General features: G+C 42.6%; 15 protein-coding genes. 14 read left to right on the forward strand and 1 reads right to left on the reverse strand.

Annotated elements, in window-relative coordinates; translation table 11 throughout:
* The first annotated feature begins 32 nt into the window (after positions 1 to 32).
* The 10 genes from nrfD to DSBG_RS21900 all read left to right on the forward strand — a co-directional run bounded on the left by nrfD (position 33) and on the right by DSBG_RS21900 (position 8,587).
* Positions 33 to 929, forward strand: coding sequence for an NrfD/PsrC family molybdoenzyme membrane anchor subunit (gene nrfD, locus DSBG_RS13980; RefSeq protein WP_068964933.1), 897 nt, complete (start codon positions 33 to 35; stop codon positions 927 to 929).
* A gap of 91 nt (positions 930 to 1,020) precedes the next feature.
* Positions 1,021 to 1,398, forward strand: coding sequence for a QcrA and Rieske domain-containing protein (locus tag DSBG_RS13985; RefSeq protein ID WP_242877633.1), 378 nt, complete (start codon positions 1,021 to 1,023; stop codon positions 1,396 to 1,398).
* A complete protein-coding gene (locus DSBG_RS13990; RefSeq protein ID WP_068964934.1) occupies positions 1,395 to 2,018 on the forward strand; it encodes a cytochrome b N-terminal domain-containing protein in 624 nt (207 codons plus the stop codon). Before DSBG_RS13985 ends, DSBG_RS13990 begins: the two co-directional genes overlap by 4 nt.
* A 13-nt stretch (positions 2,019 to 2,031) precedes the next feature.
* Positions 2,032 to 2,397 (forward strand): hypothetical protein, encoded by a 366-nt coding sequence (locus DSBG_RS13995; RefSeq protein WP_068964935.1) that lies wholly within the window; start codon positions 2,032 to 2,034, stop codon positions 2,395 to 2,397.
* Position 2,398: 1 nt separating this feature from the next.
* The gene (locus DSBG_RS14000; RefSeq protein WP_068964936.1) at positions 2,399 to 3,913 is read left to right on the forward strand and encodes a hypothetical protein; all 1,515 of its coding nucleotides are present in this window, start codon (positions 2,399 to 2,401) and stop codon (positions 3,911 to 3,913) included.
* A 78-nt stretch (positions 3,914 to 3,991) separates the two neighbouring features.
* The gene (locus DSBG_RS14005) at positions 3,992 to 4,171 is read left to right on the forward strand and encodes a hypothetical protein (protein ID WP_068964937.1); all 180 of its coding nucleotides are present in this window, start codon (positions 3,992 to 3,994) and stop codon (positions 4,169 to 4,171) included.
* 151 nt (positions 4,172 to 4,322) lie between these two features.
* On the forward strand, positions 4,323 to 6,551 hold the full coding sequence (locus tag DSBG_RS14010) for a HelD family protein (RefSeq protein ID WP_068964938.1): 2,229 nt from the start codon (positions 4,323 to 4,325) through the stop codon (positions 6,549 to 6,551).
* 241 nt (positions 6,552 to 6,792) lie between these two features.
* Positions 6,793 to 7,029, forward strand: coding sequence for a helix-turn-helix transcriptional regulator (locus tag DSBG_RS14015; RefSeq protein WP_068964939.1), 237 nt, complete (start codon positions 6,793 to 6,795; stop codon positions 7,027 to 7,029).
* Positions 7,030 to 7,479, forward strand: a complete 450-nt coding sequence (gene def / locus DSBG_RS14020) for a peptide deformylase (protein ID WP_068964940.1) — start codon at positions 7,030 to 7,032, stop codon at positions 7,477 to 7,479. It abuts the gene before it with no gap.
* Positions 7,480 to 7,519: 40 nt separating this feature from the next.
* Entirely contained in the window at positions 7,520 to 8,587 is a 1,068-nt protein-coding gene (locus DSBG_RS21900) for a DUF4309 domain-containing protein (protein WP_083236876.1), read from the forward strand.
* Between the two features lie 356 nt (positions 8,588 to 8,943).
* Here DSBG_RS21900 and DSBG_RS14030 read toward each other — a convergent pair whose 3' ends face one another.
* On the reverse strand, positions 8,944 to 9,693 hold the full coding sequence (locus tag DSBG_RS14030; RefSeq protein WP_068964941.1) for a C40 family peptidase: 750 nt from the start codon (positions 9,691 to 9,693) through the stop codon (positions 8,944 to 8,946).
* A gap of 313 nt (positions 9,694 to 10,006) precedes the next feature.
* Here DSBG_RS14030 and DSBG_RS14035 point away from each other — a divergent pair, with 313 nt between their 5' ends.
* The 4 genes from DSBG_RS14035 (at position 10,007) to DSBG_RS14050 (ending at position 22,151) form a co-directional block, all read left to right on the forward strand.
* A complete protein-coding gene (locus DSBG_RS14035) occupies positions 10,007 to 10,297 on the forward strand; it encodes a phasin family protein (RefSeq protein WP_068964942.1) in 291 nt (96 codons plus the stop codon).
* A 91-nt stretch (positions 10,298 to 10,388) separates the two neighbouring features.
* Positions 10,389 to 12,065 carry an ABC1 kinase family protein gene (locus tag DSBG_RS14040; protein ID WP_068964943.1) on the forward strand — a complete coding sequence of 559 codons (1,677 nt, stop codon included), beginning with the start codon at positions 10,389 to 10,391 and terminating at the stop codon, positions 12,063 to 12,065.
* A 40-nt stretch (positions 12,066 to 12,105) separates the two neighbouring features.
* On the forward strand, positions 12,106 to 13,149 hold the full coding sequence (gene splB / locus DSBG_RS14045) for a spore photoproduct lyase (RefSeq protein WP_068964944.1): 1,044 nt from the start codon (positions 12,106 to 12,108) through the stop codon (positions 13,147 to 13,149).
* Positions 13,150 to 13,523: 374 nt separating this feature from the next.
* Positions 13,524 to 22,151 carry a GH36-type glycosyl hydrolase domain-containing protein gene (locus DSBG_RS14050; RefSeq protein ID WP_068964945.1) on the forward strand — a complete coding sequence of 2,876 codons (8,628 nt, stop codon included), beginning with the start codon at positions 13,524 to 13,526 and terminating at the stop codon, positions 22,149 to 22,151.
* The last annotated feature ends 10 nt before the right edge of the window (positions 22,152 to 22,161 follow it).

The following is a 22,161-nucleotide window of genomic DNA, read 5'->3' on the forward strand; positions in this document are numbered from 1 at the left end:
GGAAGTGGATAAATGTTTAGGAGGTATGCTGCTTGGAATTAACTTGGGGACTAATGATAGTTATTTACCTCTTCACTGCAGGACTGAGTGCAGGGGCAATGGTGACGTCCAATTTTGCTTTTCTCTATGGTGGCCAAGAATTTGAGCGCGTTAGTCGCTTTGGTGCCTATATTTCGCCCTTCCCGATTTCTTTGGGGTTAGGCGTCCTTCTACTTGATCTAGGTAGTCCGTTTAACTTTTATCGGCTATTTCTTACTCTGCAAGTAAGGTCTCCGATGTCCTACGGGAGTTGGGCAATTCTTTTCTTTACCTTTTTAAGTGTCATCTACCTTTACCTTTGGCTTCCGGAAAACTACCAAGTCCTTGGATTGAGAAATCCTCAAACGTGGAAAAAAAGATTGGCAAAGTTCATGCCCGTCTTGTCCGTGGGCGTTGCCTCTTACACGGGTGTCCTGCTTAATGCTGCAGTTCGCCCGCTCTGGACGGCCCCTTTGCTTCCAGTGCTGTTTTTGGTTTCTGCTTTATCGACAGGTGTGGCGTCTGTGATCTTGATTGCTGCTCTCAGCCCTTGGCAACGGGCTAGGCATAGGGAATTACACCTTTTAACTAAGGCAGATGCTATATTGATAATCCTGGAGTGTTTGATTATACTAACAATGATAGTCATGGGGAGAACGAACTCACTCAGTGTATCGTCTGCCTTTGGCGATTTGTTGTTTGGACCTTTTGCCTGGATTTTCTGGTTACTCATTGTAGGGCTAGGTCTGATTATTCCGTTAGCGTTGGAGTTGATGGAACTTAAGGACAAAATTCCTGTTAAGTGGGCATTGCCGGTTACCATTAGCAGTAGTTTTTTGGTCTTATTTGGAGGATTTTTTGTGCGTTTCATTATTACCTATGCGGGACAATGGAGTGGTTGGTTTAACTAGAGGAGGCAAGGAAGTCTGATGCCAAAACAAATAGAATGGACGAGACGAGCGGTATTACGCTTAGGATGGCTCGGAATTATCACTGTGTGCCTTGTCAATTAATCCTCTAGTTAAATATCTGACGAGTAAAGAAGACCAACTGCAGTCTCCTTTAGTGGTTTATAACAAACCGCTTGATAAAAACAGTGACTGGCAAAGTACAGCCACTGCTCGGGTGTGGGTCAAGCGAGATTCTCGAGGAGCGATGGCTTTGGTAGCATCCTGTACGCATCTCGGCTGCGAGGTTACTTATCATCCGGATAGAAAAGAATGGCTTTGCCCCTGTCACGGGAGTATTTATGATGTCGAGGGCAGGCCCCTTTCAGGGCCTGCCCCTAAAGCTTTGCAGAGAGCGGCCGTGGAAATCAAACCGGATGGATCGTTAATGATCAATACCGCTCAACAAGTAGGGATGGATTATCGGGCATGAAAGATCATAACTTTGTTAACCATATTAGGCCACGATTCATTCCTGATGGAGTCCTCACAATACTTTATACGTTCTGCCTGGGAGGATTATCTTTCCTAGCTTTTGTGATACTAGGGGTTACTGGTTTCCTTCTGATGTTTCATTATCAGCCAGGAGATGGTACTGGGTTCGGCAGCATTCTAACGATAGCCTCTGTAATTCCCTATGGTAGAGTGATTAGAAATTTGCATTATTGGGCGGGTCAGCTCATGGTTGTCACAGTTAATCTCCATATGCTGCGTGTCGTTTGGACTCATTCCTATAAATCGCCCAAGCAACTGAATTGGCTTATAGGTGTAGCCTTATTGATTCTAGTCTTGGTTCTGGATTTTACTGGTTACTTACTCATTGGGTCACAAGAAAGTGGTGCTGCAGCGACCGTTGCCGTTAATATATTGGGATTAATCCCTGGTATGGGGATGGGACTTGCGCAGATTATGTTTGGAGAACCTTCTGCCTTAAGCGGAAGTACCCTAGTGGTGTATGTATGGCATTGTGTCGGCCTACCTATATTTGCTCTGTTCTTACAACTTTATCATTTCTGGCGTATCCGTCGTGACGGGGGAGTACGTCCGCTCTAAGGGGGAGACCATAATGGCCCGTTCGCCAATTAAACATCTCATCGCCAAAGAGGGCATAGCTTCGATATTTTTTCTTGTTTTTTGTCAGGCCCTGGCTTTAAAGTTTGCGGCAGGAATCGGAACAAGCAATCAGGCGCCTTCTGTTGAGCATGCTGTTGCTCCGTGGATCTTTGGTCCGTTCCAAATCCTATTGCTCTATCTCCCACCGTGGTTAGGCGCTCTTCTGTTCCCTTTGATCGTCATCGCAGGACTCGCTGGACTACCCTGGATTGCTGATTATTGGGGTGTGAAGTCAGGTCAGAGGATTTTTATGATCCTCGGCGGCACGGTTATTCTCCTGCTGATCTGGTTTATGATGAAAGAATTTTGGTGGATATAAAATGAAGAAAACATTCCTGCTGGCCAGCCTTTTTCTGATCCTGATGGTTATTCTAACCCTGAAGCAGGGGAGGACTCCCGAATGGAGCGATTATCAAAAAGAATATTTTAACGAGCAAATTTCGGAGCTGCAAGTTCAACTTGGAGCTATTGATGATGAAAACAAGAAAAAGCAGGTTGAGCTACAAATAGCAAGTTATCAAAATCGCAAGCCGGAGATTATTGATCTTATTCTGCCAAATGGTAAGGTTGAACGCTGTAAAACTTGCCATATTGGTATTGAAGAAATATCAAACTCCCATCCGAGCAATACGTTTGGGTGTGCGGTTTGCCATGGTGGAAATCCTCTGTCGCTTGACGAAACGACTGCTCACGCTCAAATGTATGGCGGCAGTCATCCGGGCTCATTAAATGCAGCTTCTTTAAGTTGTGGAGGGACAGGGGGAAATGGAATATCTTGTCATGCTAATAACCAAGAACAAGCAAAAAATGAAGTTGATTTAGTTAAAACTTCAATTATGTCTACTAAAGCAGGAGAGCTAAGTGTCGTCCGTATGATGTTTGGCCTAGACAAAACTAAAGATGTTCCCGGACTCGCGAAGGGCCAAGTGGCCTCACTTTATCCTCATCCTCTCCAGGGGCAACCCAGCGAAAGAGGGTTTAAAGAGGACTGTCTAAGTCAATGTCATCAAAGCGAGGGAGATCTGCCTGTACAACACCAAGGTCTAACTTCATCTAATGCTCAACAAGGAATTGCTCAAGCCAAGAGCAACGGGCAGAACGGAGATAATGACAAAGTACAAGGTAATGGGTGTGAAGCATGTCACGTCTTGACCAACCCTACTCATACATATATCGGGGATGATACGACCATTAAAACAAATGATATTGGACACGGAATGGTCCATCGTTTAACGACACAAATTCCATACACTCAGTGTAATCAATGTCATAACCAAGGGAACCATGATGCCCTCAAAATGAGCTTTTCCGTTCGCTCTGATATGGCTAAGGTTGTGAGAGACTGGAAAGCAGGAGATACGACTTGGGCGGATCGCTTGAGCGATTACTATTTGCCGGGTGAGATTTTCGCAAGATGTGAAGTAAGTCTTGACTGCATTGATTGTCATACAAGACAGGATGTCATGGGAGATGACAAGCTGTATACATCTCAATATGATGCTGTTCATCTGCAATGTCTTGATTGTCACGGTACAAAAGAAAGACTTCCCTTAACTAAGAAAATTGAGAATCTGAATGATCTGGCCTTTGAAGAGCAAATAACGAATTCTCAATTTCCAGCATTGCAGATTGGGGATGAAATCTTAAGGACTGTTAAAGGCGAAGAATTGCCTTTCTTGCGACATAAAGGGGATAATTGGATTCAAAGTAGTCGTATTACAGGGAAAATATTTAATGTGCCCTTAGTTTATGGTAGTAAATGTGAGCAAACCCTCGATGAGCAAGGAGCAGATTCGTGCCATAAATGTCATGCCCAAAGTGCCCAGCATCCGTGAACTCTTGCAAAGTAGTTTTGTCCACAGTAATTGTCACACTAACACATTTTATTGTTTGAGTTAAAGAGCGGGATGAGGGTGGGGAGAACAACACCAGTTCAGGACCCGTATGCTACAGACCGAAAATTTGTGAAACAAAGGTTTGATGAAATCCTAGAGACAATAAACAGCAGGAATTCGCTACTTGAAGAGTTTGACGAAGAAATATTTAATGCGTTGGTTGAGAAGATTGGAATTCTCACACCAACGCATTTTTGACATTCACTATACTTAGAGACGTATTTAGTATATAATAAGAAATGGACACAATAATCCAATATTAACCATGTTCTCAATAACATTATATCATAAAGGCTATAGGAATGTCAAATTATTTTTTCAAGATTCTTTAGTTTAGGAGGGTGATCCAATGGACAGTTACCAAGAAAATCATCAAGAGGAGATCGAGTATCTTAGGAAGACATTGGCTTTTATCAACGAAGAAGTGGAAAAGGAAGCGAAGAAGTTAGAAGAGAAAAAGAGTGATTTAATTGCCGCAAGAAAGGATATGTATGAAAATACCGTTCATGTTTCGAGTGACTTTGAGAGTCTTATCGATATAAACCTGCATCTTATGCAAGTTAATAATCATATCTCAAGTTACAATCCCCAGCGTATTAAGAACCTTAAGAAATTGATAAACTCACCTTACTTTGGTCGGTTTGACTTTATAGAAAAGGGTTTTAGTGAAAAAGAAAAGATATACATTGGCCTTTACAATTTAATGGATAGGAATACTGGTCAAGTCTACGTTTATGACTGGCGCGCACCAATTTCAAGTATATTTTATAGGTACGAACTAGGTGAAGTAATGTTTGACACTCCGGCAGGGATTAGTCGGGGGGATGTTTCCTTGAAAAGGCAATATAAAATTCGAAATTCAAAGCTGAAATACTTTTTCGATTGCAGTGTCAGGATTACCGATGAAATACTGCAGGAAGTACTAAGTCATAATACCTCTGCCAAAATGAAAAATATTATCGAAACGATACAAAAGGAACAAGACGTAATTATTAGGGATAGGGATCATGATCTGTTAATCGTCCAAGGTGTAGCGGGTAGTGGCAAAACATCGATTGCTCTGCATAGAATTGCCTACCTCCTTTATGAAGGTCTTAATTCCAATCTACGGTCCAAGGATGTCATCATAATATCTCCTAACTCTGTTTTTAGTCATTATATTTCGAGTGTCCTCCCTGAGCTGGGGGAAGAAAACGTAAGGCAAAGCATCTTTGACGATCTAGTCTTAGAGGCTTTTCAAGGTCGATTTGGGGAAGAAACACGGGATATGCAGCTTGAATCATTGATACATTCCCGAGCGAAGACTGGTGATGACCGAAGGCAGCAAAGTATCGATTTTAAAGGTTCGAGGGTATTTAAGCAAATTCTTGATAGACTATTATGGTATTACGCGCATCGGCTTATTTTCTTTGAGGATGTCTATTATAACGGAACAATTCTAGCGACGAGGCAACAGCTAAAGAACCGTTTTCTACACAATGAAATTGGTACTCCGATTGCAAAACAACTTAAAATGATCGAAAGAATCCTTATGAAAAAGGTTCACCCATTACAGAAAAAGAGACTTAAGCGTTTGGAAAAGATTGTGGAGAAAAGTGAAGGGCATGAGTTTGAAATTAAGTCATTCAGCCGATTATTAGCCATTAAACAAGCCGTAGCTTTTCGGGAGCGAATTCAAAATTTCACGAACGTTGATTATGGACACTTATACACACTGCTTTTCAAGAACCGTGGGCTTTTGCTCAAGTTGTCGCAAGGTCTCGCACTTCCAGAGACTATTCAAGAAATTATTTCGACAACTCTTCAAAATCTGCGAGAGGGGAAAGTGCACTATGAAGACTACGCTCCCCTTCTTTATCTGAAGTTAAAAGTCGAAGGGAATGATGTGGTTTCTGGGATCAAACATGTGGTCATTGATGAAGCCCAGGATTATAGTCCTCTGCAATACGAGGTTTTTAAGATTTTGTACAAAAATGCAACTTATACTGTCCTAGGAGACATTCATCAGACGATTGAAAAACCAATAGACTGTTCACTATATAACGATATTTCTGAGATACTCAATAAAGGTAAGACGATAAAGCTGTTTTTAAATAAAGGGTATAGGTCAACATGTGAAATCAACACCTTCGCACAGAATCTACTAGGTGAAGGTACTCAAGACGATTATTGTTCTATTGAACGGTATGGTGAGGAACCCCGGGTTATCTATCAAGAAACAATAGAGGCGATCGATCAGTCAATCACAGAAGATATAGCGAATTATACAGAGCAAGGGTATGAATCCGTTGCCGTCCTATGTAAAACTCAAGAGGATGCAGAAAAGGTGTTTAGTCGCTTGAAAAAATCGGTGCAACTAACACTTATTAAACCTCAAGGAGGAGAAGTTATAAAAGGTGCCTTAGTCATTCCGACTTATATGGCAAAGGGATTAGAATTTGATGTTGTGATCATATACGATGTTAATAAGGAAAACTATGCGAGTGATTTTGATAGACAACTACTGTACATTGCCTGTACTCGAGCACTCCATCGACTGGTTATTTATTACAAAGGAGATAAAAGTCCTTTGATTTAATGATCAAAACATTAGAAATCCGGCAAGAAAGGTTCATTTTATTAGTTAGATAATCTAATAGTTCGATAATCCAAAAATGTAAACGTTAGAGTGAACTCATATTTAAACAAGTGCAGGACTAGTAGGTAAACCCGTTTTGAACTTTTCAGCATGGATCATGTAAGGCTAACTTGACATGGATATTAAAATAATGATATAAATATTCTGTAAGGTCAACATTACAGGAGTAAGGTGATAAATAATGAAAAATAGATTAAAGGAACTTCGTGAATCGTTTGGGTTAACTCAAGAACGTTTAGGTGAACTTGTTGGGGTATCGAGACAGGCGATTAACGCTATTGAAACGGAAAAATTCGAACCGTCTATATGGCTTGCTTATGATATTTGCAAAATATTTAATAGCTCCATAGAGGAGGTTTTTCTTTTTGAAGAAAGTGAAAGAAAATCGAGGGCACAGCAAAGCAAAGGAGTAGGATAAATGGCACTGAGACAAATAAGATTTTTTGATGATGATATATTAAGAAAGAAGTGCAAGTTTGTTGACTTAATTGATGATAAAATAAGACAAATATTAAATGATATGGCAGATACAATGTATAAAGAACACGGCGGAGGTTTAGCAGCCCCGCAAATAGGTATATTGAAGAGATTGGTTGTTGTAGATATGGGACAAGGGCTTATTAAATTAGTTAATCCAACGATAATTCAGCAGGAAGGAACACAAGAAGTTGTAGAGGGATGTTTAAGCATTCCTAATATATTAGGAAAATTAAAAAGACCTCAAAAGGTAATGGTTCAAGCTTTAAATGAAAATGGCGAGCAAATTATTTTGACTGGCCAAGGAGATTTGGCAAAGTGTTATTGTCATGAAATAGACCATTTAGAAGGTATTCTTTTTACTGATTTAGTTACTGAATATATAAGATAGCAGATCTTATGCAGCTTACACGAATACAAGGAGAGTTATTATGATCTCGAGATTTAATAAAACGACTCTGAAATGGACTATTGCAGTTCTAGCCTTGATACTTGTTGTAGGATGCTCTAGTCAGAATCAAAAGGACCCTACAACTAACAGTCAGCAAACGACTAATGATAACCTATCTACCGCTCCTTCTTCATCATCAACTGACTTAAACTCAATCATATACAAAAATGCCCAATACGGTTTTAACTTTACTCTGCCAAAGAGTTGGAAAGGCTATTCGATCATGAGTACCAAATGGGAGGGCTTAACCCAAGAGGGTAAACAGACTGGAGAAACAATGCTGGAAACAGGTCCGATGATTTCTATCAGGCACCCTCAATGGACTCCCGAAACCCCGCGACAGGATATCCCCATCCTGATATTTACTCTTAACCAATGGAACTCACTTCAGCAGGGAGTATTCCATATAGGGGCAGCCCCTATAGGACCAAGTGAACTGGGTGGTAATAATAGTTACGTTTTTGCACTGCCTGCACGTTACAACTTTGCCTACTTGCCAGGGTATAAAGAAGTAGAAACGATTTTAGGAAGTAATCCTCTTCAGACTACTCAAATAACGCAACTACATCCTGATGCTACGGAATCGTTGTTATTTAATATGATGGTCTTAGGTGAACAAGGTAAAGTAATTTACAGCGATTTTTCAGCGAAAACAACTACAATTGAAGAGGTCGAAAAGCAATGGGGAAAAGCTGATAAAACAGATTATGTTGCAACCGCTAATGGTTGCTATGCTACCTATACGAGCCATAATCTTGTGTTTGGCCTAAATAAGGGAGAGCAAATATTTGAAATTCGTTCTTATGATAGTCGATTAAAGGGCATAACCCTTGTCGCAACAAAAAAAATTTTAGGGACTCCAGCATATGATGTGAAGAATAACGGTCAAGAAATCATTGGATATACGGCAGGGACTGAGTTCAAAGTTGAAATGGTCTTCCCTCAACCGACAACGGATAATCCTGACCCAGTGATTGATCATTATAATGTTCTTTATCCACAAGGGACTGTTAACAGGATGGCAGACGATCCAGGGAGACAATGGTAATACCGCCCGAGCCATAATAATTGAAAAAACGGAGAAGTAGGGTTAAGCTGTAGAATAGTGGACGCCTTCTGGAGTCAAATCTAAAGGTTCGACGTGTAAAAAGGGAAGCTAATTCATATAATCGTGAATTAGCTTCCCTTTTAGTATCAAGTCAGAGAAAGTATAACTTTATATTTCTACTTTCAGGAAGGCCCTTCTCGCGATCACGGCAAGCGCATAAGCGCAATTAGGCGGCCGCCTTCGCCAAGGCTAACAAGAAGGCTAATACGTGCGAAGACAGTGTCTGCAAGAAGGGTTAATACGTGCGAAGACAGTGTCTTCGTGCGGGCACCAGCCAAGTTTTCTATACATTCAGGCTATAATATTCGTTTGGCGCCAAGGAAGACGGACTGCCAATAAGATCCCAACGTATAAATGGTTACGCCTTTAGAGCTAGAAGCGTTAATAAATTGTCCATTACCGACAAAGATTCCCACGTGATCAACGACCCCGTTTTTTGCTAGAGAAAAGAAGACTAGATCTCCTGCCTTTAAATTGCTAAAGGAGACGGAAGTACCAATATTATATTGATCACGCGAAACTCTGGGAAGATTTATCCCATGTTTAGCAAAAACATACTGAACAAAACCTGAACAATCAAATCCTGAGGGTGTCGTTCCACCATACACATATTTAACCCCAATATATTGCTTAGAAGTAGCGATAACTGCACTTGCTTTAGAAGTCTCAGTAGTTGTTTTGGTAGATAAAGAAGGTGCGGTTAGCGAACTTGATGACTTTGCAGGTTGTGTTTTCGCCTGTTTTGTTGTAGTTGAAGGAGTATTTGTTTTAGCTGGAGTTGACTTAGTAGGGGAAGGCGTACTTGTTTTAGTAGTAACTATAGTTTTAGGTGTTGGAATACTTTTTGCTACTTCTGGGGGAGCAGATTTTGGTGTTGGTGTGGGTATTGGTTGAGGGTATAAATCCCCCATTGCGTTTTTTATTGTTTTTGGATATAAATCACCCGATACTTTCTCAGGTGCTGCTGTGATAATCATCACAAATAAGAATATAGAAATGACGGGAAAATAGAGAAGAAACCATTTCGAGTTTTTCATATTCTTCATCCTTTCAATACTTTTTGAAGGAGAAAGGGGTTTGAATAGGCCTCTAAAATGACAACGGCATTACGATAGCGAAGTTGTCTTTAGTATAGAGGATATTTGAAGGCTTGTCTTTGGTAAGTTATTCTGAATATGGAAAACGAAACAAGTCCCCAGCTCAAATCGTCAAGGCCTGCAAAATATCTATTAAATAACTTCAGGCGTTTTGGTAAACAATTATTAATGAAGCTAAGAATAGTTCGACAAGTTATATCATTTTTATTTAGGCGATTTTCCATTTACAGGTGTATAATAAAAAGACAAAGGGGGAGATGGCATGAAAGACCTAATAAATAAAGGATTGGCCTTCGGTTTAGGACTTGCAGTCGTTAGTAAAGAACAGATTGAGAAATTTGTTGACGAAATGGTTAAGAAAGGCGAAGTTTCCTCTGCAGAATCGAAAGACTTGATGCGAGAGTTGTTTGAAAAAGGGGAAGCGGAGAAGAAAGAAATGAATGCACGTATTCACGAACAATTAGAAAAGTTTTTGAAGGACTTGAATATCCCGACTAAAGCTGACCTAGAGCGTCTGGAAAAACGGATTCAAGAATTGGAAAATAAACAATAGATCAAAGGGCCTGAACATAGTTCAGGCCCTCTATCAGTAAACCTTGATGATGGGCGATACTCGAACATCGATGTATGAAGGGGACATTTCTATGATTGGGAAAAGGATACGCCATATTAAACGCTATCGGGATGTGGCTAAAGTTCTGGCACGCCATGGGTTCGGTTTCTTTGTGGAGGAAATGGGGCTTTTACATATGCTTTCTCTGCCTAAGCGACTCTTCACGGATATGGAAGAGAGCGATCCTATGTCAGTCGGAGAACGGATTCGCCAGGTGATCGAGGAGTTAGGTCCGACTTATGTCAAAATCGGGCAGATTGCTAGTACTCGTGCCGACATCATTCCGGAAGATATCCTCCACGAATTGGAAAAATTACAAGACAATGTTCCCCCTTTTTCTTTCGAGGAAGTCGCCAGAATCATTGAAGAGGAACTGGGCTCTCCTATAGGGGATATTTTTTCTGTGTTTGAGGAGAAGGTTATAGCGGCAGCTTCCATTGGTCAAGTTCATCGTGCACAACTACGGACGGGAGAGATAGTTGCGGTGAAAGTGCAGCGCCCTCAAATTAAGGCTATGATTGAAACTGATTTAGAAATTCTTCTGGACTTAGCCACGTTGGCAGAACACCGAATGGAACGGATGGAACGTCTGCAATTACGAGAGGTTGTTGAGGAGTTTGCCAAGTCACTGCGTAATGAGTTAGATTATTCTATTGAAGCTAGAAATGCTGAGAAAATTGCTAAGCAGTTTAAGAATGATCCAAAGATTAACATACCATCAATTTATTGGGATTTCTCTACCCGTATCGTTCTCACAATGGAGTTTGTTGATGGTCAGAAACTTAATCAGTTTGAGGAAATTGAAAAAATGGGTTATGACCGAAAAGCCATTGCGGAACAGCTTGTTCAGGCGCTCTTTCATCAGATGTTAATTGAAGGCTTTTTTCATGCTGACCCTCATCCGGGAAATATCTTTCTTTTAAGCGGCGGGGTGATTTCTTTTATCGACTTTGGCATGGTCGGAAGGCTTACCGCGGATATGAAAAATAATTTTTCTTCATTGGTTATCGCCATGATGCGTCAAAGTACGGAAAGTATGATTAAAGCAATCCTACGAATAGGGATAGTTCCCGATGAGGTTAATCTACCGCTCTTAACCAACGATGTTGACGAATTAAGGGAAAAGTATATGGATGTTCCCATGAGTCGTATTAGCCTTGGCGTGGCAGTTAGTGACCTTTTTGTGGTTGCCTTTAAACATCAAATACGCATTCCTGCAGACTTTACCATGGTAGCAAAGTCCTTACTGATTCTTGAGGGGATCGTAGAAAAACTTGATCCGAAGCTTAGTATTATGGATATGGCCGAACCATTTGGTCGCCGACTCCTCAAGGAACGCTACCGTCCAAGTACGATTGCAGACAGGGTTTGGCATAACATCTCAGATTATGGGGATCTTTTAGTGGATCTTCCCAAACAAATGAAGGATTTAATGCGTGACTTATTGCGGGGGCGAATTCATTTAGAGGTCAGTGTTCCGGAACTTGATATTTTTCTGAGAAAATTGGATCGAATCACGAATCAACTTTCCTTCAGTATCGTCTTGCTTTCGTTTAGTATCGTTATGGCGGGGATCATAATTGCTTCGGCTTTAGGCCACCAACCTATCTTACTTTGGCACATCCCGGTCATTGAAGTCGGTTTTACAGTGGCTACTCTCATGCTGCTTTGGTTGTTGATCTCTATTTTTAAATCCGGGAAGTTTTAGTTCATCACCCTTGGGGTAAGCTAATCCTGAGGTGAACAAAATGTCGTTTGAATTCATCCCCACTCGTGTATTTTACGAGTCAGGCGTTCTTGATTATCCCTTGGGGAAAACTTTAGTGGAACGTTTCCAGCGTATGGGGGTGACGGTGACTCCCACTGCCTCTCATAATCGGATTACAGGAATTCCAGGAAATACTCCGGCCGCAGCGTATCGGGAAGCTAAGCGAACATTGGTAATCGGGGTACGGCGCAGTGAGACGTTTCAATCATGTAAACCATCTGCTCATTATCAGTTACCCCTAGTCACGAGTTGTCCGGGGATGTGTGAATATTGTTATTTGGCTACTACCTTGGGGAAAAAACCTTATGTGCGTGTTTATGTCAATTTAGAAGAGATCTTGGGCATAGCTTCAAACCTTATTCAGGAACGACTTCCCGAGATTACTCAGTTTGAAGGAGCCGCAACCTCAGATCCAGTTCCGGTGGAGCGGTATACCGGGGTCTTGAAACAGGCCATTGAATTTTTCGGATGTGAGTCCAATGGTCGTTTCCGTTTTGTTACGAAGTATACGGACGTTGATAGTTTGCTTGAGGCTAAACATGAAGGGCATACGCGTTTTCGCTTCAGTTTGAATTGTGAAGAGGTAGTGAACAAATTTGAACATGGGACTCCTTCCCCGGAGGAACGGATTATCGCCTCAGGTAAAGTGTTAAGTGCTGAGTATCCCTTAGGCTTTATTATTGCTCCCATTTTCCGGTTTGAAGGGTGGCAAGAAGCGTATCGACGGCTAATGGAGCGCTCAGCGGAAGAATTGGCAAAAAGGGCTCCATACGGATGGTCTTCAGAGCAATTAACACTCGAATTTATCTCCCATCGCTTTACTTCGAAGGCTAAAGCGAATATATTAGGGGTTTTTCCGAACTCCTCTTTATCTATGGAAGAGGAAGGGCGAAAGTTCAAATACGGGCAGTTTGGCTATGGAAAATATATCTACCAACCGGAAGAAATGAAGGAAATGAAGGAGTTTTTCTCTGAGCAAGCCAAGTGTTATTTTCCCTTAGCACGCGTAGAGTATTTTGTTTAGTCTTCAATGATTCTCTTGATATTTCCCAGTTTGCACCCTGAAAAATGTGATTCTCTACGTTTAATTCGCAGAGATTTTTATTAGGAGTACTCCTTTTTACCTCTTGGTCTGATTACACGGACACTTTTTTGAGGTTTTGGGAGGTACTCCTCTTTTGTCTTTAGGACAACAAGTTAAAGTAGACGATAAAAGGAGGGTGTATCTTTTAACATTAAAATTTTCGATTGTCGCAAGGAGGTAAAAAAAATAATATATAGAATGTCTAGATTAATGTGAAAATTAAGTCAAGTTATTAGACTCGGATAAAAAAGATTCCATATTGTGAGATATAACCTGGACGCTAGTGGAAGAATTCAAAACGAGGTGATGATGATGTGCTAGAACAAAATGTGCTAAATTCCGATGAACTCAAACAACGGGCCCATACCCTTGCTCTTGAAAATATCACAGTTTATCACAGGCGAGGAGCTACTCCGTTTCGTAAATTACGAAAGATCGTTGAGCAACTCGAAGCCTATAGTCATGAATTTGAAGTTGACGAAAGCATGGGATATCCTATATTCCCCGCGATGGGATGGCTAATGGATCACGTCGACTTGTTTAAAGAACAGAACTTTAATGTTGAGAAAAATCTTTCACCATCTTACTATCGACGATTACCCAAATGGGATGCCAAATCTTCGCAAACTCGTATTTCAGTCATTTTACAAATATTTTTACAAAATATGGGTGGTAAAGCAAGCTTGCCTATGCTTTCTCAATACATAAAAGCTTTTCAAGATATTTCTACCCTAACGATGGGCGAACTTTGGTCGATTCCGTTATTTTTACGAATAAGTTTGATTGAAGAACTTGGCGATCTTTTTGAAGTGGTTTATGAACGTCATAAGACCCGCAAGCAGGCAGAAGAGTTGTTCCAAAAGTGGGTGCCTCATCTCGCTGATCCGGAGAAACTCAGCTCTGAGATAGATCGAACAACCAGTGACCTGAGCGTTCTCCCCACAGTTTTTGTCGTTTATATGATAGGAAGGCTCCGAGATTATGGTGCAGAGGGTATTCCTATTCGACAATGGATCGAACGCAAAATCGGTTTGCAAACAGAAGGTATCGAGAAATTAATGGGTCACGAACACCAGCTTCAAGCAAATTACCGGGTTACTGCAGGAAATCTCATCAGCAGCTTGCGCAATGTATCCCGTTGGAACTGGGAGGAACAATTTGAACATTTAAGTGCGGTTGAACGAATTTTAGAGAATGATCCTAGCAGGATTTATCTCTTAATGGATTTTGCTAGTCGGGATCAGTTGAGACATGCAGTTGAACATATAGCTAAGACTCTGAAGGTGCAAGAATGTTTAGTCGCCCAAACGGCTGTTTCTTTAGCAGATGAATTTTCAACAATGTTCCCTAGTGAGAAAGTTCCTCAAAAACATGTGGGTTATTATCTTGTCGATCAAGGAAAGGATGCACTCTGTGCAGCATTACGTGCGGATCGTAAAGTTTGGTATCATCCGTTGCTGCGGTTAAAGCGACATCCGACCTTTACGTTCCTAAGTTCTGTTATGAGCTTGGCAATGCTCACCTTAGTCATCTTCTGGAAAGTCGTCGGAGGGTTCTGGGATCTAAATATCTGGGTGGGTGTGGCTTTAAGTTTGGTCTTATTAGTCCCTGCGAGTGAGTGGAGCTTAAGTATCGTTAATTCTCTCATTCAACGTTGCTTTCCACCTAAAACTTTGCTGAAGCTAGAGTTCAAAGAGGGAGTAACTCCTGATTCGGCAACTATGGTGGTCATCCCTACCTTCTTGTCGAGTGAAAATGACGTTCAAAAGTTGTTACACCATATTGAGGTTCATCATTTAGCCAATCAGGATCCGCACGTCCATTTCGCGATTTTAGGGGATTTCTGTGACGCTAGTGAGGAAACATTACCCCAAGATGGTCAAATACTACAGATTGCGCGCCAGGAGTTAGAAGACCTAAATCATAAATATCCCTGCAAGGAGGGTTCAACCTTTTATCTCTTGGTGCGCAAACGCCGTTGGAATCCTAAAGAAGGGGTCTGGATGGGGTGGGAGCGTAAACGAGGTAAGTTGACTGAATTCAATGCGCTGTTGTTGGGGGATCAAACAACTAGTTTTACAGATATACTGGGAGATACCGATATTTTTTCGAAAATAAGGTATGTCATCACGCTGGATTCAGATACAGAGTTACCTAAGGATGCTGCCAAACGTTTGATCGGAACAATGGCCCACCCTCTGAATATCCCTTTGCTTAATGAGGAGCAAACCCGAGTTGTTCGTGGATATGGCTTGTTGCAACCCAGAATTTTGGTCAAGCATGAGAGCCTGTATCGTTCGCGACTAGCGAATTGGTTTGCAGGAGCGACGGGGATAGACCCATATGCGTTTGCAATTTCCGACCCATATCAGGATTTATTCGGGCATGGAATTTTTACGGGGAAAGGTATTTATGACTTAACGGTTTTTGACAAAATTCTCAGCCATCGTTTTCCAGACAATACCGTTTTGAGCCATGATTTGTTAGAGGGCGGGTTTTTACGAGCAGGTCTAGTCACAGATATCGAGCTAATGGATGATTTTCCTTCTAATTATTATTCCTTTCTTCAGCGCATGCATCGCTGGGTACGTGGCGATTGGCAACTCTTGCGTTGGTTTTCTCCGCTGGTAAGGAACCGAAGAGGGACGCGGCTTTGGGTTGATCTCCCGATCATCACCCGCTGGCAAATGATAGACAATTTACGACGTAGCTTACTGGATCCAGTCTTATTAGGTTTAACGATCTTTAGTAGTTTAGGATTGCCGGGCTGGAAGATGGGCTGGTTAGGTATTGTCATTTCAACTATTTCAATTCCGTTTTTCATTTATTCCCTGAATAGTTTTAAACACAGGTTAATGTGGCGGTGGAGATGGCGAAACCTTCTAGGTATTCTGGGACAAATTGCGGTCAAAGTTGTAATGCTACCGTTCAAGAGCGCAATTTTGCTGGATGCCATTCTTCGGACACTCTATCGCTTGCTGTTCTCCAAAAAGCATTTGTTAGAGTGGGTTACGGCAGCCGATGTCGAACGACAAAGCCCAAAAACAGTCGTCGTTTTCATTTGTCGCTTAAGTAAAGGGTATTTTTTTGTTGTACTCTTATTACTTGGAACATTAGTTTCCGATCGAGATATGGCTGAATTAGCTCTCGTAATCGGTCTATTATGGATGTTTGGCCCCTTTCTAGCGTATTGGCTAAGTAAACCGCAACTAGATAACAAGACGGAAATGATTGCGGACGAGCGGAGCTACGTACGTGCCTTGGCTTATGATACCTGGCGCTTCTTTGAACTTGTTGTGCAGGAAGCGGACAATTGGCTTCCTCCGGACAATCTGCAGGTCGATCCACCACGGGGTATCGCTCATCGGACCTCTCCTACTAATATAGGGTTGCTCTTGGGATCGACATTGGTGGCTCGCGATTTGGGCTATTTAACGACGACCGAACTAATGGATCGACTAGAACATACCCTCGATTCCCTCGAAACGATGCAGCGTTGGCAGGGACACTTTTATAACTGGTATGATACCTGCACACGAGAACCACTTTTGCCTCTCTATGTATCTACAGTAGATAGTGGCAATATGATGGCTTATCTGCTCACAGTAAAACAAGGAGTTAAGGAATGGGGAAATAACCCGCTTGTCGATCAAGCTACGATTCTAGGAATGTTAGATCGAATTACCAAGGAGGAACAACAGGATAGCAACAAGGTATGTGTGGATTTAATGCCTGACACAGACGGTATTCCGTTGACCTCTTGTATGAACAGTAACACAGAAGGTGCGGAATTAAGGGCCTGGAAACTACAACTTGAAGCTGCTGGGCAGGAAAAGACGATAAGCTTGGTGAGGTGGTATCGGCTACTTTTAGAGGCGAACGTTGAGCAGTTTCCGCTCCTAATACAGCAAAGAGTGAACCTGGCACTCAAGGAACTGAAGGAATTAATCCCGAGCTTAGAGCTTTTGGAACAGATGGGTAAGCAGGATTTCAGTGCCCAGGAGCGATTGACAAGATTAGGGTCGCTTTGGGAGAACGTGCAAACTATACCGGAGATCATTGAGATTAGTAGAGAAAGCTTGAAGATTAGTGAGGAAATGACTGGGGAGGTTGCCTTGCAGTGGAGGGAAGCTCTTGAAAAAGGCCTTTTGAATCTTGCTAAATGTTTAACAAGGTTTGAAACTCTACAAACTCGCCTAGAAATAATGGCCAAAGAACCAGATTTCCGACCACTGTATAATGAAAAGATCCGGTTAATGGCCATCGGATATAATGTTTCCAGTCAACAGCGGGACAATTCATACTATGATTTGATGGCTTCTGAAGCTAGGCAGGCAAGCTTTATTGGGATCGCACTGGGTCAGCTTCCGACAGAACACTGGTTTGCTTTAGGACGTACCTTAACTAGGGTAGGAGGGGATACCGCCTTGCTATCCTGGACTGGGACGATGTTTGAGTATGTTATGCCCTTACTCTTAATGAATTGCTATAAGGATACTCTTTGGGATGAAACATACAAAGCGATCGTCAATAAACAAATTTCCTATGCGACAAACCTAGGATTGCCTTGGGGAATTTCTGAATCTGGTTTTTATGCGTTTGATTTTCAGATGAATTATCAATATCAGGCTTTTGGGGTGCCGTTTTTAGCACTCAAACGTGGGTTAGGGTTTGATCGGGTTATCGCTCCGTATGCCACAGTCTTAGCCTCTTTGATCGATTTCAAAGCAGCCTTTAAAAATTTGAACGTCCTCGAAAAGTTAGGGGCTAGAGGAGAGTATGGTTTTTATGAAGCCCTAGATTTCACCAAGGAGCGCTTACCTGAAATTGAGAAAAGCGTCTCAATTAAAAGCTTCATGGCTCATCATCAGGGTATGAGTTTAGTGGCTTTGAGTCATTTGCTGTTGGATCGCCCATTGAGTAGCCGGTTTCATGCAGACCCAAGAATTCAGGCCATAGAACTGCTCTTGCAGGAACGGATCTCGCAAAAACCCGTGGTTCTAAAACGTTGGAAGTGGACAATACCAAGATCCTCTCAGGCTAAGGATGAGCTTGAGTTTGAACGATGCTTTTATAGCGCGGATACGCCAATGCCTGAAGCTAGAATTCTCTCAAATGGTCGCTATGTTGTTATGTTGACAAGTAGCGGAAGCGGGTTTAGTCGCTTTGGAGACCTAGCCGTATCTCGTTGGCGAGAGAATCCGGCTAAGGATCCGTGGGGAAGTTTCTTCTATATTAATGATCTTACAGAACGTAAGATTTGGTCGGCAACCTACCAACCTTGCCATGATCGGTCAGCCAGTGATGAGATGAGCTTCTCGTTAGAGAAGGTGACGTATACTAGAACGAACGGTAATATTCATACCCTCACAGAAATTTCAGTTTCGCCAGAATGGGATGCTGAAATTCGACGTATTACCTTTACAAATCAAGGGACGGAAGCTCATGTTTTGGAGGTAACGAGTTATTCTGAAGTCGTTTTGACGCCGCAGGCTGCGGATGATGCTCACCCTGCGTTTAATAAACTTTTTGTACACACAGAGTATTCCAAACAATCAGAAGCCCTGTTGGCCCATCGGAGGGGACGAACTCCTGAAGAACACTTTCCCTGGTTGGCTCACTCGGTGAGTGTTGAAGGGAAGACTGTGGGAGTTTTAGAGTATGAGACAGATCGGGCACGCTTTCTAGGGCGGGGGCAATTCTATGATCGTCCGAAGGCAGTGGTGGAGAACCAACGGCTCTCGGGAACGCTTGGTTCTGTACTTGACCCAATTCTTGCGCTGAGAAGGCGGGTAGAAGTTCCACCAGGTAAAAAAGTTCGGCTAACCTTTATAACAGGAGTTGCCGAGACTAGAGAAAAGGTGCTAACGATGGTTCAACATCTTTCCTCCCCTCATCAAGTAGAGCATACGTTAGAATTAGCTTGGACCAGGAGTAGAATTGAACTGAGGTATCTCAACTTGACCACTCGGCAAGCGGACATCTATCAGTGGATGCTCTCCCAGATTTTCTATTTCAATCCCTTGAGGACATTACGGGCTCAAAGTATCATGCAAAACAGGAAAGGACAATCAGCTTTATGGAACTATGGTATCTCAGGGGACATACCACTGGTACTTATCCACGTCTCAGAAGTGGAAAATCTTGATTTTGTAAGTTCTGTTCTTTTGGCCCATGAATATTGGCGTCTGCGAGGGGTTAAAGTTGACTTGCTGATTCTCAACGATTTTGAAGGAAGTTACGAACAGCCACTAACGGAGGCCCTGCGTCACCTAGTATTTGCTAGTTCAGATCGCGATTTTCTGGATCGTCCAGGGGGGGTCTTTATTCGCTCTTCCAATATCATGCCAGAAGAGGATAAAATCCTGTTTTCGACGGTAGCGCGCATTTCCTTGAAGGCGGATGGTGGAAACTTAGCCAAACAATTGACAGCCCCTAAAGTAGAGGGTAATCTACCAGCAGTCTTCGTTCCCAAAATGGGTTCTTGGACTCCAGAGAGGATTAATCCGCCCAACTATGCCAAGGATATGGCGTTCTTTAATGGGTTAGGGGGATTTGTAGCCGGGGGACATGAGTACGCTATCTATCTTAATGACAATAAGTTAACTCCATTTCCTTGGTCAAATATCTTAGCCAATTCGTCGTTTGGGACTCAGATTTCGGAGTCAGGCCTAGGGTATACGTGGGCAGAAAACAGTCGGGAGAATAAACTGACTCCTTGGAACAATGATCCCGTTATGGATCTCCCTGGTGAAGTATGTTACCTTCGTGACGAAGAGAGTGGTGAGTTTTGGTCGCTGACTTGTTTTCCAATCCATGAGGAGGACCCCTATACTGTCTATCATGGCTGGGGGTATAGCCGCTTCGAGCACACTAGTCACGGGATTTTTCAAGGGGGGTTAGTGTTTGTTCCCTTGAATGATTCACTCAAGGTTTGTCAGGTCACTTTGAGAAATCTTGGGCAAGAGGTTCGTCAAATTTCGCTGACGTACTATGTTGAGTGGGTTTTGGGTGTGCAAAGAGAAGTCAATGCGCCGTATATCATAACGGAGATTGATGAGGCCTCGGAAGCTTTGTTAGCTCGCAACACCTACCAGGAAGTGTTCCCGGACAGGAAGGCCTTCCTTTGGGTTCAAACGGTGGGGGAAAAACCTAACCGAACCTGGACTGGGGATCGCATAGAATTTTTAGGACGCCATGGATCCTTGAAAAACCCTGCAGCCCTTTCTAGAGTTGCGTTGTCGAATTCGAGTGGGATGATGTACAATTCCTGTGGGGCAATTCAAGTAACGTTAACGTTAGACCCTGGGGAAGAAAAACAGGTCCTGGTGCTTCTTGGGCAAGCCCACTCATCTGAAGAAGTGACAAGTCTCACGTCCAGCTATGCAGAACCGTTGACGGTTGGTAAGAAACTTCAAGAGGTCCAGGATTTCTGGGCACACCTAGCCAAGGGCGTAGAGGTGGCTACTCCGGATAAAAGTATGGATCTGATGCTCAATGGTTGGTTGTTATATCAAACCTTAAGTTGTCGGATGTGGGCCAGGTCCGCTTTTTATCAAGCGGGAGGAGCTTATGGGTTCAGAGACCAACTGCAAGATAGTTTAGCACTATTGCATGTTCTCCCAGAACTAACCAAAGAACAAATTTTGCGCCATGCTGCTCATCAATTTCAAGAAGGGGATGTCCAACACTGGTGGCATGAAGAGACAAAACGTGGGATTCGCACGAAGTTCTCCGATGATTTATTATGGTTACCTTATGGCGTGCTGCGTTATCTGGAACATACTCAGGACGAGGAAATTTTAGTTCAGGAAGTGTCTTTTCTAGAAGACCTCCCCTTGGGACCAAATGAAGATGAGCGTTATTCGGAAACTAAGATATCGACGGAACGAGCCTCTGTCTTTGAACATTGCCTTCGAGCAATCGAACGTTCTTTGCATTTTGGTTCCCATGGTCTGCCGTTAATGGGGACGGGCGACTGGAACGATGGGATGAATAGAGTCGGGCGTGAAGGGAAAGGGGAAAGTGTCTGGCTTGGTTGGTTCTTATATACGATCCTAGACGGGTTTGCTGAACTGTGTGAACGCAGGGAGGTCGGCGAGACCGCTTTGAGATATCGTCAAGTTGCTGAAGAGTTAGCTAGCAATCTCAATGAAAAGGCTTGGGACGGACAATGGTATCGCAGGGCTTATTTTGATAACGGACAACCGCTGGGTTCAACGGAAAATCAGGAATGCCAGATCGATGCTATTGCCCAAGCTTGGTCCGTGATTTCTGAGGCGGCGCCCAATGAAAAAGCAAAACTGGCCATGCTGGCGGTGGATCGAGAACTGGTAAACCGTGAGTATTCCTTGGTACGTCTCTTGACCCCTCCTTTTGAGAAGACGGATCCTAGTCCGGGCTATATCCAAGGTTATCCTCCAGGTGTGCGAGAAAATGGTGGACAATATACCCATGGTGTCATCTGGAGTATTATTGCTTGGGCTAAATTAGGAGAAGGGGATAAGGCGTGGGAACTCTTTCAGATGCTAAATCCCATTAATCATGCCCTGACGCCCAGTGAAGTCTTGCGTTATAAAGTGGAACCTTATGTCATCGCTGCTGATGTTTATTCGATTGACCCTAATATTGGCAGGGGAGGCTGGACGTGGTACACAGGAGCAGCGGGCTGGATGTATCAAGCGGGGGTAGAATGGATTTTAGGATTGCAGCGTCGGGGGGAACGTCTATATTTGAAACCATGTATTCCTAAGGCTTGGGGAGAGTATTCAGTGGCCTATCGTTTTAAGCAGACTACTTATCAGATCCAGGTTCAAAATCCTTTGCATAAGAACACCGGAGGAAGTAGGTTAGAACTCGATGGAGGGGCGTTAGAACTTTCGGAACTCTATATTAACTTAATAGATGACGACTTAGAACATGTTGTGAGGTTAGTTTTATAGACTAGTAATT

The sequence above is a fragment of the Desulfosporosinus cupriresistens genome, from assembly GCF_001707885.1.
Taxonomy (GTDB): domain Bacteria; phylum Bacillota; class Desulfitobacteriia; order Desulfitobacteriales; family Desulfitobacteriaceae; genus Desulfosporosinus.